Raw genomic sequence first — 15809 nt, 5'->3', positions numbered from 1 at the left:
ATTATGATGTATGCATTGAACTGAGATCAAAGATTGGCGTGTAATTGAAGCAACTCAGGTGCACTAATGTCTTCTGCTTCTGATGATTTAAATTGAATGTTATATAATTGTGAGTATAGCCCATTCATTTCTAATAAAGACTCATGTGTACCTTCCTCAACAATCGAACCCTCATTTAACACGATAATTCTAGACGCTTCACGTATGGTGGATAGTCTGTGTGCAATAACTAAAGTGGTTCGATTCTTCATTAATAAATCAAGAGATTGCTGAATCATTCGCTCAGATTCGTTATCGAGTGCGGAAGTTGCTTCATCTAGAAGTAGGAGTGGAGCATCCCGAAGAAAGGCCCTGGCAATCGCTATGCGTTGTCTTTGTCCACCAGATAAAGTCGATCCATGTTCACCTAGGATAGTGTCATAACCATCCTGCATCTTCGTAATAAACTCTTCTGCACCTGCGAGCCGAGCGGCTTCTCGAATCCCCTCTTCGCTAGCTGTACTAGAACTGAAGGCGATATTATCTCGTATAGTTCCTGAGAACAAATATGGGGTTTGGGGAACATAGGTAATCATTGCTCGTGCTTCTTCAAGCTGATCATGTACAGACTTTCCATAAACTGTGATGCTTCCTGCAGTAGGCTCATAAAGTCCATTACATAATCGAACGAGCGTCGTCTTCCCTGACCCGCTGGGCCCGACAACCGCGATAGTTTCTCCATGTTGTACATGAATATTTAGCCCTGTAAATAGGGAGGCTTCATTATCCGTTGTCCCCGAATAGTTGTAGTGGACATCCTCTATTTGTAATGCAGCCACCTCTACAGAAGCAAATGTTGATGAGCTGGATTCTGGCAAAGGATGAGTAGCTCCTTCATCAGGTGCATCAAGTATAGCGAATACGCGGTCAGCTGCACCTAAAGCCTCCTGCACACCTCCCCATGTTTGAGACATATGGACAAAAGGCCATTGAACCCTACCCATCAAAATAATAAAAGCGAGTACTTCACCTGCTGATGTTCCGCCACTTAGAGCTGATAACGCAATTAAAGCGGCGCATGTCACCATTACGAGATTGTTGATAAAGGCGGAAGATTGCCATAAGAGACCATTTAGAAGCGACTTTCGCAGCTGCATTCTTCTTAACTTCTCGCGTTCTAGCGCATATTTATTTAAGAGAGTTTCTTCAAGCGAAAAGGCTCTGACGACCTTCATTCCTTGAAGTGTTTCTTGTAAGATACCTCGTAATTCTGCCTCCTTTGCATATATTTGAGTAGATAATTTTCGTAATCTGCGATCAAAGAAACGTCCGGAAAGAAAAACAAGGGGGCCCGATCCAAGAGCTAAAAGGGCGATCCAAACATCCATTCTGGCCAAATATAGAAAGGAAATGAAACAGAGAAGTAGATTATAGCCTAGATCGTATACGATGCTGTTTATCATTCCCATGGCCATCCCTGCATCCTTAGTGTTACGCGAAGTCAAATCACCTGAATGCATGGACTGAAGGTAACGGAATGGAAGTCGGTGACTTTTGTCAAACAGCTTCGCACGAATATCCCAAGCCATCCGACTTTGCATAACAAAGCGGAAGTAATGCTGCACCATAAGACAGCAGATAATGATGACACAAGCAATGGCACAGATTACAGTTATGCGTGTTAATGCATCCATATTGGCGTTGTTGATCGTATCAATAAATACTTGCTGAATGGCTGCAAATCCTATGTCCATTACGAGTTTAGCAGAGAGCAGGAGTACAGCCACAATAAATCCAATTCGATAAGGGCTTGCGTAAGAGAATAATCTACGTAGAGCATACCCTAGTTTTAGATTCTTGGTTTCCAGCTCATTCATATCTCTACCTCCCTGACCAGAGTAGAAATATCAGCCTTCTTCATGGAGGTCTCAACCATATTGTAATACTGTCCTTGTAAAGTCATTAACTCCAGATGAGTCCCAGCTTCAACAATAGAACCCGCCTCCATATAATAAATGTGATCCGCATCTCTGATAGTAGATAGTCTATGCGCGATAACAACCGTTGTACGATCATGCATGAGTTCTTGCAGGGCCTGGCCGACAATCTCCTCATTTTGGCTATCAAGTGCAGCTGTGGGTTCATCAAGAAGGAGGAGTTTAGGCGCTCGGACAAAAGCTCTGGCAATGGATAGCCGCTGCCTTTCGCCGCCAGATAAGGTATGGCCCCGTTCCCCAATAGAAGTCTGATATTGAAGTGGGGTTCTCATAATAAATTCATGTATCCCCGCACTTTTTGCTGCTTTAATAATTTCTTCATAGGTCGCGTCAGGTCTTCCCCATGCAATATTTTCATATAAGGTTCCAGTGAACAGATAAGGCTCTTGAGAAACATAAGCCAAATGATTATGCCAAGCTCGAGGGGGGATGCTGCTTAACGGCAACTCACCAGATTGGATGCCCCCTTCAGTAGGTTCATAGATTGCGAGTATTAATTGAAGGAGGGTGCTTTTTCCACTGCCACTAGGACCGGCAAATGCAGTTACTTTACCTGGTTCTATGGTTAGATTGACGTTAGTTAATACTTGATGATTACCATAATGAAAACCTACATTCTCAAAGGTGATAGGGCATAAACCACTAATTGTTTGGTTGTTATTCATCGGCGTTTTTTGATGAAAATGTTCCTGATTACATTCACGGTTTTCATCTTCTTCAGGTAAATCAAGGACTTCAAACAATCGCTTACCTTGCGCCAGCGAGGCTTGTAATTCAGTCCATAGATTAGCCAGCTTTGATACAGGGTTTGTAATTTGCTCGAAACAAATAAGAAATGCTGCTACTGCCCCCACATCCAGTCTTCCTTGGATAACTAGATATCCGCCATAGGAGAGAACATATAACAATCCACTAAGAATAACGGCAAAGGGCATATTATAGCCCACAGCTTCTAAGCGTGTGACAGGTAAATGAATGTTGAAATATTGCCTAACACGTTGTGTGAATTGATGATGCAGTTTAGATGCCAGGGAGAAAGCACGCACGACCTCAGCACCCTGTACCGTATCTTGAATAAACATTTGTTGCGCAGTTTCAATTTGCTGTCTTTGCTCGTGCATGGAACGTAGGCGGGAAGTGAAGGGAATCATCACAAGTGGAACAAGCGAGCAAATCAATATAGTTCCGAGCGTTAAGGCATATTGGAGTGAGAGCAGATAAGTTAATAGAAATGTAATTTGCATCAGATTACTGAATAGTTCGATGGTCTTCTGATTGATACCTTGCTGGGCAGCTGGGGCAGAATCATTGATACGACTAATGAGATCAGCAGAATGATACCGGTCCAAATCTTTCATCTGTACATTTAGTATTCTAGCTAGCAAAGATACCTGAAGCTTGGAGGTCGACTTGAATTCAAGCACACCTGATAAGTAAGTCAATAAGAAGCTGGCTAAAGCATCTATAATAACGATTACTAGAGCAAAGATAGCACCAGACATCAAAAAGGACATGTTCTGATTCGTAGCAGCGTTGATTATACGTCGTAAAGATTCGGCTATCCCAACTGTTGCAAGGGAAACGACGGCTGCTAAGAGACATAATATGAGGTACCAGCCTAAATAGGGTTTTCCAAGTTTCAGTAAACGCATAAAAGTGTTAGAAACTACTTTGGATTTTTTGATCGAGTCTGCTTCTATGTTTGTAGATCCATTCACTTTAGACCCTCCCCACTATGGTTTGAATTTGCTGTGGTTCAATTAAAAGATAGGAGGTTCCTCATCGAGCATTACTTTTGTGGTGACGGCAAGTAATTCTCTCAATTTATCCATTCGAAGATGGTAATATAATCGATGATCGGTTCTTTTTAGTTCGATAAGGTCTAAAAAGAATAGGAAGTTGGCATGATAAGTTACTGCCGCGGGCGTTATGCCAAGTGCTGATGCAATTTCTTGTCCATAGTGAGGGCGATTCCTTAAGAGCAGCAAGAAGTCTAAACGCCGTTTATCCGAGAATGCTTTTAAAAAAAGTTCAGTTTTCTCTCGATCAGCAGCAGGTCCGAATACATGATCATTAAAAATGCCGAATATAACCCAAGCGATACGAGAACTTCCTGCGTAAAAGAAGAGAACATGATTCCCAACTTGTGAGAAAAAGCTGACATGAAAAGTAGTGGGAACATCATAAACTGCAGGTTCATTTTTGTTGATATCACGAATGAATCTTTCAGGATTTGCTAGGAACAGACCTTCATAACGCTGAGAGGCTTGTTCAGACTCCCTTCTTAACTCCTCTTTCCAAAGTGAAAAAACATCCTTGTAGAACTGGTGTAAGAGCTGCATATATCGTAGCTTGGCTTCTTCGGGATAAGCAAGACACTCTAGTAATGGCCCCTGCGCTTCAATCACATCCAGCTGCGGTTTTGTTCTTGCCACAAGCTCAGCCATTAAGCGGGTATCCTTCTTAACGATTTCCCAATCGTTTCCTTCTAGCAACTCATCTAATTTATCGTAATACACACCATATACCATTTCAGCGACTACCTTTTCTGCAGGACTCTTTTCCAATCGTTTTATCCATGCTTCAGCTGTTTGTGGTTCCGGACAGGTGCAAATGGATTCATAGAAAGCAAAATCGAGGGCTTTATGAAAAAAGTTGTACTGGAAAAAAAACTGAAGCTCTCTGTAGGAGTGAGGGGATAATCGTGCTCGTGCATCTTTATGATAAGACAACGCTTGTGGGTCCATTTCAAGTTTGTAATCCTCTGCTGCCTTAAGCAACTGCTCTTCACAAGCAATCATTCCCATAGAAACAATGAATTCCAAAGCTTCGTTGTACGCAAATTTTATGTTCGATAGTAAGGTATCTTTCATGTTATCTTCCATCATAACCTCCGATATTCTTTGTTGCATAATTTAAATGTTGGGATAATTCGACTAATATTTAATGATTACTTAATGTTAAAATAAACCATTCCTTTTCTTTTGTAAAGGGATATTTTACAATTCGTACTAACTGCTGGGATTCGGTTGACGTGCATGGTAAACTATGGATAAAAAAGGAGGGTTATGATGGACCCAATCGTGTTCAAACAAATTGAATTTGTACGGAGTGTTACCGTTCGTGCAGTTGAAGTACTTTCCGGGGAAATACTAGATATTATTCCACAGGGCTTTAATAACAACATTAGATGGAACTTGGGACATATTTATTTGGTGCAAGAGAAGTTTGCTTTTCATTCCGCTAGGGAGCTTATGCAATTGCCGGAAAGCTTTGAACGGTTATTTGCAAAAGGTACTAAACCTGCAGCGTGGAGCGAGAAACCACCAACACTTGAAGTGTTAATTGAGATGCTTTCGGAGCAACCCAAACGTATTCAGGAAGCTATGCACAATCGCTTAAGTGAGCAAGTAACCCCTCTTACAACGGGCAGTGGATTAACCTTAAATACAATCGGAGAATTCATAAATTTCACACTTTACCATGAAGGGATGCATTTTAATACAATCAAACTATTAAATCGGTTTGCTGATTAGAGTCTATAGAGATCTTTAGAAGACAGAAGTCTAAGGTCAAGGAGGTATCCGATGGAGGTTGGAAGAATTTTAGGTATTGCTTATAATGTGATTCCAGTTAAAGACTTGGAGAAATCTGCAGGTTGGTTTGTGAAACATTTTGGTTTTAATATTAGGGATCGAAGAGAAGGCAACCTAAGCTTATATAGAGAGAATAGACCGATCCTATGTTTAACACAAAGTGATCATGATTCTAGAGCTGTATTCGAGGTGAGAAATAAGAAAAGATGGGTGATCACTTTCTTTACTAATGATGCCGTATCACTTCATAACAATTTGAGTTGTGAAGATGTGAAAGTCGGAAACATTAGTGACGAAGGTGAGTATGGTAAGTTTTTTGTATTTGAAGATCTGGATGGTAATTTATTTGATGTTTGGGAACACCATGATTGTGAACTGGTTTATTAGCCTCACTAAGGATATCGAGTTCAATCGATATCTTTTGTTATATATTGGAACGAAAAAAGATTTGTAATGAAAACGGTTTTATGATAATCTAATTAATGTAATACATGTAACCGGTTACACATTGGGGGATGAATTGAATCATGATGACGATTAAAGATGTCGCAAAAATAGCAGGAGTTTCGGTAGCAACCGTTTCTAGGGTGTTAAATGAATCTGGTTATGTGAATATCGATACTCGAAAAAAAGTTGAGGCAGCTATCAAAGAAATGAATTATACCCCTAATGAGGTTGCAAGGTCATTGTATAAACGGAAATCCAAATTAATTGGACTTCTATTACCTGACATTACGAACCCATTCTTCCCGCAATTAGCACGTGGGATAGAAGATCGGATGCAGGAGCATGGTTATCGGATAATCTTTGGTAATAGTGATGAGAACGAGGAAAAGGAATTGGATTATATTCAAACCTTTATCCAAAATAATGTCATTGGCATGATCTCATCCACTAATTTTCCTGAGAAAGATATTTATTCTAATTTGAAAATTCCGGTTGTATTTCTTGACCGTACTTCTAATGACAGTCCCTCCGTATATGCAGATGGCAGAAAAGGCGGACGCCTTGCTGCTCAAGAAATCATTGCACGGGGGAGCACCAAGATTACAGTCATGCAAGGACCGGCACATATTAAACCGGCGCAAGATCGATTTCAAGGTGCAATTGAAGTACTTGATGAAATGGGAATCACTTATCAAGTGATCCAGACGTCATCCTTCTCCCACACAGAAGCGGAACAATGGGCTGTAGAGTTGTTTGATAAATATATAGATACAGATGGTGTAATTGCCAGTAATGATATCGTGGCTACAGCAGTAATTCATGAAGCACATCGCTTAGGTAAAAGAGTGCCACAGGATCTCCAAATCATTGGATTCGATGATATCCCACTCAGCAGCCTGTTGTCGCCTTCGTTATCTACTATCCGTCAGCCTGCACATGACATGGGCCGTGAAGCAGCTGGTTTACTTATTAAGTTAATTGAGCAAGATAAAGTAGAAGATAAAATCATTCAATTACCCGTCAGCTTTGTGGAGCGGGAAACAACAAGAAGAAAAGAATAGATGACAACATAAGAAAGGTTGATGGACATGGCTAAGATTTGTGTAATCGGAAGTTGTTCAATGGATTTGGTAGTGACCTCATCCAAGCGACCTCACGCAGGGGAAACTGTTCTTGGAGAGAACTTCGCTACCGTTCCAGGAGGCAAGGGAGCGAACCAGGCTGTAGCTGCTTCGCGTTTGGGCGCAGAAGTTACGATGGTTGGTTGTGTGGGTGAAGATTTCTATGGTACGGAGATCATGGAGAATTTCAAGAGAAATCGGGTTCTTACCGCTAATGTGGAACCGGTTACACATATCGAGAGCGGGACTGCTCACATCATTTTAGCAGAAGGTGATAATAGCATTATCGTTGTAAAAGGAGCTAATGATTTAGTCACTCCTGAGTTGGTTGAGCGTGCGCTTGATACTATAAAAGGGTCTGATATGGTGCTAATCCAACAAGAAATACCCGAAGAAACAGTGTCTTATGTAAGTGAGCTTTGCGATAAATTCAAAGTACCTATGCTGCTTAATCCAGCACCTGCTCGTCCCATCAATGACACGATTATAGAAAATGCCGCCTATCTGACACCCAATGAACATGAATGTACAATTTTATTCCCTGGGATGAGTACTACAGATGCTTTACGGAAGTATCCTAACAAGCTGTTTATAACAGAAGGAAGCAAGGGCGTACGATTTTATGATGGAGAACAAGAAGTTCTGGTTCCTACTTACAAAGTTAACGCTATAGATACGACTGGAGCTGGAGATACTTTTAATGCGGCATTTGCAGTTGCTTTAGCTGAAGGCAGCTCCATTCTGGATAGTGTAAAGTTTGCCAATCGAGCAGCATCTTTATCCGTTACTAAATTTGGTGCTCAAGGTGGTATGCCAACAAGAGCAGAGGTGGAGGCGAATCTGTAATTATGAAGAAACACGGAGTGTTAAATAGTCATATTTCTAAAGTGCTTGCGGACTTAGGTCACACCGACACAATTGTCATTGCCGATGTTGGACTTCCTGTTCCACCGGGTATTCCGAAGATTGATTTGGCGGTTAAACTAGGGGTCCCTAGCTTCCAAGAGATCGTTGATATGATTTCAGAGGATATGGTCATCGAAAAGGTGATCGTTGCAGAGGAATTAGAGACTGACAATAAAGTCACCTCTCAATATTTGAATAATAAATTCAAGGGAATACCGATAGAGGCGTATTCACATGAGCAATTTAAGCAGCTGACCCAGCAGGCTAAGGTTATTATTCGCACGGGTGAAGCTAAACCATATGCAAACTGTATTTTGCAAGCTGGGGTCTATTTTGGATAAAAAGGGGGTTCTAAGTGTATGCACATTACGATGAAAGATATTCATAAGTCTTTTGGCGCTAACCGTGTATTGACCGGTGTGGATTTTGAACTTAAGGATGGTGAAGTTCATGCCCTGATGGGTGAGAATGGCGCAGGTAAGTCTACGCTGATGAATATTCTGATCGGTCTGCACCAACGTGACCAAGGCACCATTCGTATAGATGATCAGGAGAAATACTTTACGAATCCCAAAGAAGCAGAACAATATGGAATCGCATTTATCCATCAGGAGCTGAATGTATGGCCAGACATGACGGTGCTGGATAATCTGTTCATTGGCAAGGAACGAACATCCAAATTCGGCCTGTTAAATAGGAAAGAGATGAAAGCGTTAGCAAATGAACAGTTTGCTAAGCTCTCTGTGACCATTCCTTTGAACCAAGAGGCAGGGGAATGTTCAGTAGGTGAGAAACAGATGATTGAGATCGCTAAAGCGCTTATGACTCATGCGAAAGTTATTGTTATGGACGAGCCTACCGCTGCATTAACCGAGAGAGAAATACAGAAACTATTTGAAGTCATTGCTTCGCTAAAGAAAGAAGGCGTCTCTATCGTCTATATTTCGCATCGGATGGAAGAGATTTTTACGATATGTGATCGAATCACCGTTATGCGGGACGGGAAAACCGTGGACACGAAGCCCATTCCTGAAACTAATTTTGACGATGTAGTTCGGAAAATGGTAGGTCGTGAATTAACGGACCGGTTCCCTGAGCGTACTTCTAAACCCGGAGAAGTGGTTCTTGAAGTTAAGAATGCTTCAAAGAAAGGGCAATTTAAAAATGCTAATTTCTCTGTACGAGCTGGTGAAATTATAGGATTCTCTGGATTAATGGGATCTGGACGTACAGAGATGATGAGAACCTTATTCGGATTAGAATCATTAGACCAAGGTGAGATTTGGGTGAAGGGACAGAAGATTACCATTCGGAATCCCAATGACGCTATGCAAGCTGGAATCGGCTTTGTAACAGAAGACCGAAAAGATGAGGGGTTAATCCTGGATTTCTCTATTCGAGATAATATGGTACTTACGAATTTATATGACTTCGCCCCTAAAGGTGTAATCAATGCTAAGAAGGAACAAGAATTCGTGGACATGCTTATTAGACGGCTGCACATTAAGACACAATCATCATCGACTTTGGTCCGGAATTTATCTGGGGGTAATCAACAAAAAGTAGTGATCGCCAAATGGATTGGTATTGGCCTCAGTGTTCTTATCCTTGATGAGCCTACACGCGGCGTCGATGTTGGGGCTAAGAGGGAAATCTATCAACTTATGAACGAATTAACGGAACGTGGCGTCGCCATTATTATGGTATCCTCAGAACTTCCTGAAGTACTAGGGATGAGTGACCGCATCGTAGTTGTTCATGAAGGGGAAATCAGTGGAGAACTTTCACAACAAGAAGCTACGCAAGAAAAAATCATGACGTTAGCTACAGGGGGGCAATAGTAATGACTACTATCAAAGATGAGAGTGTGAAAAAAGGTTTCCAAATCGGGCAAATCACGCAGAAATTAGGGCCATTACTAGGGCTAATCATTCTAATTATTATCGTAACCGTGCTGAACCCAAGCTTTATGGAACCCCTTAATATCCTGAATTTGCTTAGACAAGTCGCAATTAATGCGCTAATCGCTTTTGGGATGACCTTTGTTATTCTAACAGGTGGTATCGATTTATCAGTAGGGTCTATTCTAGCTTTATCCAGTGCCTTCACTGCCAACTTGATGTTGTCAGGCTGGGATCCAATCTTAGCTATTGTTGTGGGTTGTTTAGCGGGTGGACTGATGGGGATGGTCAACGGACTGATGATTACGAAAGGCAGAATGGCGCCTTTTATTGCTACACTCGCGACCATGACTATTTTCCGCGGATTAACGCTTGTATACACGGACGGTAATCCGATCACAGGTCTCGGGGACAGCATGACGTTCCAATTGTTTGGTCGTGGATATTTACTAGGAATACCTGTACCTGCTATCACGATGATTATCGTATTCGCTGTCTTGTGGATTGTACTGCATAAAACACCATTTGGCCGTAAAACGTATGCTATTGGGGGGAATGAGAAAGCTTCCATTATTTCAGGGATCAAAGTAGACCGCATCAAAATAATGATCTATTCCTTAACGGGTATGTTATCAGCATTGGCTGGCGCCATCTTGACCTCTAGATTGAACTCGGCACAACCAACTGCAGGTACATCCTATGAGTTGGATGCGATCGCGGCAGTAGTATTAGGGGGGACGAGCTTAACCGGTGGCCGTGGACGTATCGTAGGCACATTAATTGGTGCTCTTATTATCGGTATTCTGAACAATGGCTTGAACTTGCTCGGCGTATCATCATTTTACCAAATGGTAGTTAAAGGGATCGTTATTGCGATTGCTGTACTCATAGACCGTAAGAAAGCCGTATAAGGGGGATTCCACATGAAAAAGCTCACATTAATTTTTACTTCCTTACTCTTGATTCTTATGACGGGCTGTTCCTTAGAGCCTCCAGAGTGGGCTAAGCCTAACAGCGGCGGGGGCCCAGGGAATATGAAGATTGGATTATCCATATCTACCTTGAACAATCCATTCTTTGTATCTGTTAAAGATGGAGTTTTGGCAGAAGCTAAAAAGCTTGGTATGGAGGTTCTCGTTATCGATGCGCAGAATGATTCGGCCAAGCAAAGTAATGACGTTGAAGATTTAATGCAAAAAGGTGTAAATGCGCTGTTAATCAATCCGGTAGACTCCTCAGCGATCTCGACGGTTGTTCAGACGGCTAACAGTCTAAATATTCCAGTAGTTACTTTAGACCGCTCTGCAGATAAGGGCGATATTAAAGCCCTTGTTGCCTCTGATAATGTAAAAGGTGGATCAATGGCAGCTGAATATATTATAGAGCAGCTTGGAAAAGGTGCAAAGGTTATAGAACTAGAAGGATCGCCGGGAGCATCAGCTACCCGTGAACGCGGGAAAGGGTTCCATGAAATTGCCGACACGCAGCTTGAGGTAATTGCGAAGCAAACTGCCGATTTTGACCGTACGAAAGGGTTGACCGTTATGGAGAACCTGCTCCAAGGGAATCCAGATGTACAAGCGGTTTTCGCTCATAATGATGAAATGGCTCTTGGTGCTATAGAAGCGATTCAGAGTTCAGGTAAGAATATTCCTGTCATCGGTTTTGATGGAAATGAAGATGCACTTAAATCCATTGAGGCGGGTAAACTCACAGGAACCGTTGCTCAGCAGCCTGCATTAATTGGACAGTTAGCGATTCAAGCAGCGAAAGACGTATTAGATGGCAAGACGGTTGAGAAACTGATTGCCGCACCTCTAAAACTGGTCGTAAAAGAATAAGTAAATGGCTATTTAAAAACACTGCATTCGCCGATTTGGTGAGTGCAGTGTTTTTGGTGTATATAAGCTTATTTTTCCTCAATTACTCTATCTGGTAACTGTGTTACATAGCTATCTGATAGATGGAGAAGCTCTAACGCACGATTGAACTCATCCTCGGTAGTTTGTTGCGCGTGGTCACCATCGCCAGATAAGGTATAATGCTGACCATCCTCGAAGCCACTGCCAGATAGGAAGAGCTCTTCATTATTTACGAAAGAACCTGTTGGTAAATAATAGCGCTGAGGAAGTAGGTTAAAAGTCGATTGATTCAATAAATCTTGTCCGAAATGAATATGATCCGCAAGAGAAACACCCAATAAATTAGATACGGTCGGTAAAATATCCACTTGTCCGCCTAGCTGTTCTTTAACACTTGGGGTTGTAATCCCCGTCGCTGATAAGATCAAAGGAATATTAATCAATTCGCGTTCCGTATATTCATGACCAAGGATTTCCTGCAATAAGACCTGATCATCCTCTTTTAGAGAGAAAATAGGAAGTCCGCGGTGATCTCCGTACAATGCAATCAAGCTGTTATCCCATACCCCATTTTGTTTGAGCTCATCGATAAAAAGACCAAGTGCATAGTCAGCATAGTTCTGAGCACGAATATAGTTTCCGACTAACGTTCCTTCATATCGTTCTGGAAGGGTCATTTTGTATTTATCCTCTGGAATGGTGAATGGATTATGCGCTGACATCGAAATGACGTGAGAGTAGAAAGGTTGATCCTTCTGATCCATTCTTGCTAGCTCCGCGGCTGTTTTCTCATACAATACTTCATCGGATGCTCCGTAAAATACAGTGTCCTCTTCACTAAAGTAAGCCTTATCGTAGTAACGATTAAATCCTAATGCACTATAAAGCTCACCACGGTTCCAAAAGTCGACTTCATTCGTATGGAAGGTTGCCGTATCATAACCCTGCGCTTGAAGTAGCTTAGGTAAGCTTGGAAGCTCTTTAGGCGCATACATTTGAGTGGCTGGGCCATCAGGTGGAACATAGAAAGAAGTATTTACAATAAATTCGGCGTCAGAAGTGTTTCCTTGTCCAACCTGTTGGTAGAAACGTGGAAAATAGTAACTGCTAGCCGCAAGCTTGTTCATATTTGGTGTGACCTCTACTCCATCAATCTTAAGATTGATTAAGAAGTTCTGGAAAGACTCCATTTGAATAATGATGAGGTTCTTTCCTTTGGCCGCTCCAAATAAAACTGGATTAGAGGTAGCTTGAATTCCTTTAGTTTCATTTATCGCTGCTTGTGTAATCTCAGAGACATCAATTTGTTCTTCTTCTTCATTGGCTAGCAGAGAATAAGCTTCATAATTGAGAATGCCCATTTGCTCGGCTTTAACAGTTTCGTTCATACTGGCTCGGTTAGGAAAAATATTCATTGCGCAAATGACGATGGAAATACAAAACAAGATCGCAACCGCTTTCCGGTTACTTTTACGCGACATGGCTTTTTTCCAGTTAAGTGCCTTTTGTTTTCTAAACATGATCAAACCAATGACAATGATATCCACGAAAATAAGCATATATTGCGGACGAAGGACCGAAAAAATACTTTTCTTAACGGCTCCTACTTGTTTGACCTGATCTAATACTTGTGAAGTAGCAATGATGCCAAAATGATTATGATATACAATGAGTGAGAAAAATAGAGTAGTAATCAACACATTGACCAGCATGTAGATGGCCATTTTTCGTTTCGTTGCGAACCATTCAATCAAGCAAAAGACTAAAAGTATAAAAGGGATTTCTTTAAGCCATGTGGTCCAAGTAGGCCCATCTTCAAATAGAAAATACCAAGCAAAATAACTTTTAACTAGCATAATGAGAGAGAAAAATAATAGAGATCTTTTACTGAGTGTACGTGGTTCTTTAAACGGCATCTCTTGTGCCCATCCTTTTCTTTTAGATTAGTTCATTCTATTACATTGAAGTGTTTAAAATCAACTAGATTGGGGTATAGATGAGGCTTATTTTCCTTAATATTACATTTGGGTGAATGAAACCATACATATTATAAAAAAAGCTTTTGAAAAATGAACTTTTTAAGGTATTCCAAACTCTTATAGGGGAGAGAGGTGAAGGTATGGATGTCGCTCGATGGGTAAAAAAAGCTAAGAAGGGAAATAAAGAAGCCTTGCTCCACTTAATTATGTCTGAAAAAGACGTTTATTATAGGCTTGCTTTCAGCTATATGAAGAATCCGCATGATGCCATGGATGCCATGGATGAAATGATCGTCACACTTTATGAAAAGATCGGTCAACTAAAGAAAGAGGAAGCATTTTATAGCTGGAGCAAGACGATCTTAGTGAATGGCTGTAAACGACTACTTCATAAGCGCGGCAAGCTGGTGCTGTTAGAGGATTGGAGTAAGGTTGACAATAGGGAAATAGGCCAAATAGTGAGTAGCAAGGATCCTTATCGCAGAAGTGAACAACAAATGGAGTTGGAGACCTTATTGTTACAAGTAAATGAGCATCAGAGAGAAGCGATTCAATTAAAATATTTTCATGATCTCGATTATCAAACAATAGCTGACATTACAAAGGTTTCGATAGGAACAGTTAAATCAAGAATTTACCATGGTTTACAAACGCTCAAAAATCAGTTCAGAGGTGATGTTGATGAATAATAATGTCGAAGAGCGATTAGCTGATGAGAAGACACGCATAGCGTCCATTACCGCACCTGAAGAATTAGAAATGAGATTAAGAAAGGCTTTGAATTCGGCTCCCGCAAAAAGAACGAAAAGAATAGCACCGATTTGGAAGGTTGCGGCGGTTGTTTTATTGGTGACAGTGATCTCTGGACAAAACTACAATGCTTTTGCTTATTATGGCAAGCAGCTTTTTGGCTTTGATGAATTGCTTAATGGCACAACTTTACAACAGCTAAATGAAAAAGGGATGGGACAAAACGTCAACAAGAAGACTACGTTAGTAGATGGGACGGAACTTACCATTAACGGAATTATGGCGGACGCCAATCAATTCATTATGTATTACACGTTAACTAACCCCAATGGACTAGAGGATAGGTCTGTAGACGCTTTTAGACCCTCAAAAATAAGTGGTTTTTTAACTGATTCAAACGTAGTAAGTGGGACTTCATTGATCAATGGAGGGCATACGGAGATTAAAGGACAGATGTCATTTGACAGCGTAAATCCATTTTCAAAAAAACTAACGTTACACTTTTGGCAGCAGCTAGTAGAGAACGGCCAGATGAGCGAAGGGACAGTTACGTTCCCTTATAACCCCAATGAGGCCATGGAAACTCAGATTAAACAATCGATCAATAAAAAGATAAAAGTCGACAAAGGTACGATTACCTTTAAATCAATCACAGCTACACCAACGATGACTGTAATAAAAGGGAAGCTGGATGTCGATAATTTTGATCGAGTGCAGCTTGGATTACATGGGATACAATTAATTGTCGATGGAACACCTGTAGAGATCTTGGGTAGTGGTAATCAAACCTCATTAGGTGGAAGAACATTTGATATTCGCTTCGACACATTGCCTAAGGAGCTACATTCCATACAGCTAGTCGTTAAAGAGTTTCCTGGATATCAAAAGCTGGACGAAAAGTATTCCCTGACTTCTCTTAGTGATAAGCCATTTATGTTGGGTGATAAAGAATTATGGTTAAAGGATATCTCCAAAACTTCTCAAGGCATCGAAATAACAATCGCTTCTGATGATGATGTAATGCTGGATGGTGTGTCTATAGAAACGAGCAATGAGAGTACACCTTTAAAAACAACGATCAATCAAAAAGAGACAAAGCAAGTGGATGGCAAACTAATGAAAGAACGAACTTTATTATTTGATACACAAACAGTGCCTGAGTCACTACTAATAGAAGGAATGCACTATTTGAAGGCATACAATAAAGTGATTGAGATTCCTGTGAAGTGAATAAAAGTGCGATATCCATTTTTTATAACATATGGTAATCT

14 protein-coding genes are annotated in these 15809 nt (G+C 41.0%); 10 read left to right on the top strand and 4 right to left on the bottom strand.

Features of this window, described 5'->3' with window-relative positions:
- Window positions 1-26: 26 nt before the first annotated feature.
- Genes CA600_RS23965 through CA600_RS23955 form a run of 3 tightly spaced genes read right to left on the bottom strand, consistent with a single transcriptional unit; the run spans window position 27 to window position 4864 of the window.
- The gene (locus CA600_RS23965; protein ID WP_094873425.1) at window positions 27-1856 is read right to left on the bottom strand and encodes an ABC transporter ATP-binding protein; all 1830 of its coding nucleotides are present in this window, start codon (window positions 1854-1856) and stop codon (window positions 27-29) included.
- Entirely contained in the window at window positions 1853-3694 is a 1842-nt protein-coding gene (locus CA600_RS23960; RefSeq protein WP_094873423.1) for an ABC transporter ATP-binding protein, read from the bottom strand. Before CA600_RS23960 ends, CA600_RS23965 begins: the two co-directional genes overlap by 4 nt.
- A 42-nt stretch (window positions 3695-3736) precedes the next feature.
- A complete protein-coding gene (locus tag CA600_RS23955) occupies window positions 3737-4864 on the bottom strand; it encodes a helix-turn-helix domain-containing protein (RefSeq protein WP_179281715.1) in 1128 nt (375 codons plus the stop codon).
- 183 nt (window positions 4865-5047) lie between these two features.
- Here CA600_RS23955 and CA600_RS23950 point away from each other — a divergent pair, with 183 nt between their 5' ends.
- The 8 genes from CA600_RS23950 (at window position 5048) to rbsB (ending at window position 11788) form a co-directional block, all read left to right on the top strand.
- On the top strand, window positions 5048-5512 hold the full coding sequence (locus CA600_RS23950) for a DinB family protein (RefSeq protein WP_094873420.1): 465 nt from the start codon (window positions 5048-5050) through the stop codon (window positions 5510-5512).
- Window positions 5513-5563: 51 nt separating this feature from the next.
- Window positions 5564-5959 carry a VOC family protein gene (locus CA600_RS23945; RefSeq protein ID WP_094873419.1) on the top strand — a complete coding sequence of 132 codons (396 nt, stop codon included), beginning with the start codon at window positions 5564-5566 and terminating at the stop codon, window positions 5957-5959.
- Window positions 5960-6099: 140 nt separating this feature from the next.
- A complete protein-coding gene (locus CA600_RS23940; RefSeq protein ID WP_042189849.1) occupies window positions 6100-7080 on the top strand; it encodes a LacI family DNA-binding transcriptional regulator in 981 nt (326 codons plus the stop codon).
- A 27-nt stretch (window positions 7081-7107) separates the two neighbouring features.
- Window positions 7108-7986 carry a ribokinase gene (gene rbsK / locus CA600_RS23935; protein WP_094873417.1) on the top strand — a complete coding sequence of 293 codons (879 nt, stop codon included), beginning with the start codon at window positions 7108-7110 and terminating at the stop codon, window positions 7984-7986.
- Window positions 7987-7988: 2 nt separating this feature from the next.
- A complete protein-coding gene (rbsD, locus tag CA600_RS23930) occupies window positions 7989-8387 on the top strand; it encodes a D-ribose pyranase (protein WP_094873415.1) in 399 nt (132 codons plus the stop codon).
- A gap of 18 nt (window positions 8388-8405) precedes the next feature.
- Entirely contained in the window at window positions 8406-9887 is a 1482-nt protein-coding gene (locus tag CA600_RS23925) for a sugar ABC transporter ATP-binding protein (protein ID WP_094873414.1), read from the top strand.
- Window positions 9888-9889: 2 nt separating this feature from the next.
- Complete coding sequence (locus CA600_RS23920; RefSeq protein ID WP_042189841.1) at window positions 9890-10858, top strand: ABC transporter permease subunit; 969 nt, start codon at window positions 9890-9892, stop codon at window positions 10856-10858.
- Between the two features lie 12 nt (window positions 10859-10870).
- Window positions 10871-11788, top strand: a complete 918-nt coding sequence (rbsB, locus tag CA600_RS23915; RefSeq protein ID WP_094873412.1) for a ribose ABC transporter substrate-binding protein RbsB — start codon at window positions 10871-10873, stop codon at window positions 11786-11788.
- A gap of 68 nt (window positions 11789-11856) precedes the next feature.
- Here rbsB and CA600_RS23910 read toward each other — a convergent pair whose 3' ends face one another.
- Window positions 11857-13725 carry an LTA synthase family protein gene (locus CA600_RS23910; protein ID WP_094873411.1) on the bottom strand — a complete coding sequence of 623 codons (1869 nt, stop codon included), beginning with the start codon at window positions 13723-13725 and terminating at the stop codon, window positions 11857-11859.
- 203 nt (window positions 13726-13928) lie between these two features.
- Between CA600_RS23910 and CA600_RS23905 the strand changes: the two genes are divergently transcribed.
- Together CA600_RS23905 and CA600_RS23900 are read left to right on the top strand one after the other, a co-directional pair.
- Window positions 13929-14477: a sigma-70 family RNA polymerase sigma factor gene (locus tag CA600_RS23905; RefSeq protein ID WP_094873409.1), complete on the top strand. Its 549-nt coding sequence runs from the start codon at window positions 13929-13931 to the stop codon at window positions 14475-14477.
- Window positions 14470-15768 carry a DUF4179 domain-containing protein gene (locus CA600_RS23900; RefSeq protein WP_094873408.1) on the top strand — a complete coding sequence of 433 codons (1299 nt, stop codon included), beginning with the start codon at window positions 14470-14472 and terminating at the stop codon, window positions 15766-15768. Before CA600_RS23905 ends, CA600_RS23900 begins: the two co-directional genes overlap by 8 nt.
- Window positions 15769-15809 lie beyond the last annotated feature (41 nt).

Origin of the sequence: Paenibacillus sp. VTT E-133280, assembly GCF_002264385.1 — a bacterium.
Taxonomy (GTDB): Bacteria; Bacillota; Bacilli; order Paenibacillales; family Paenibacillaceae; genus Paenibacillus_AQ; species Paenibacillus_AQ nitricinens.
Note: the sequence above shows the minus strand (reverse complement) of the source record. Positions and strands in the feature narration are given on the sequence as shown.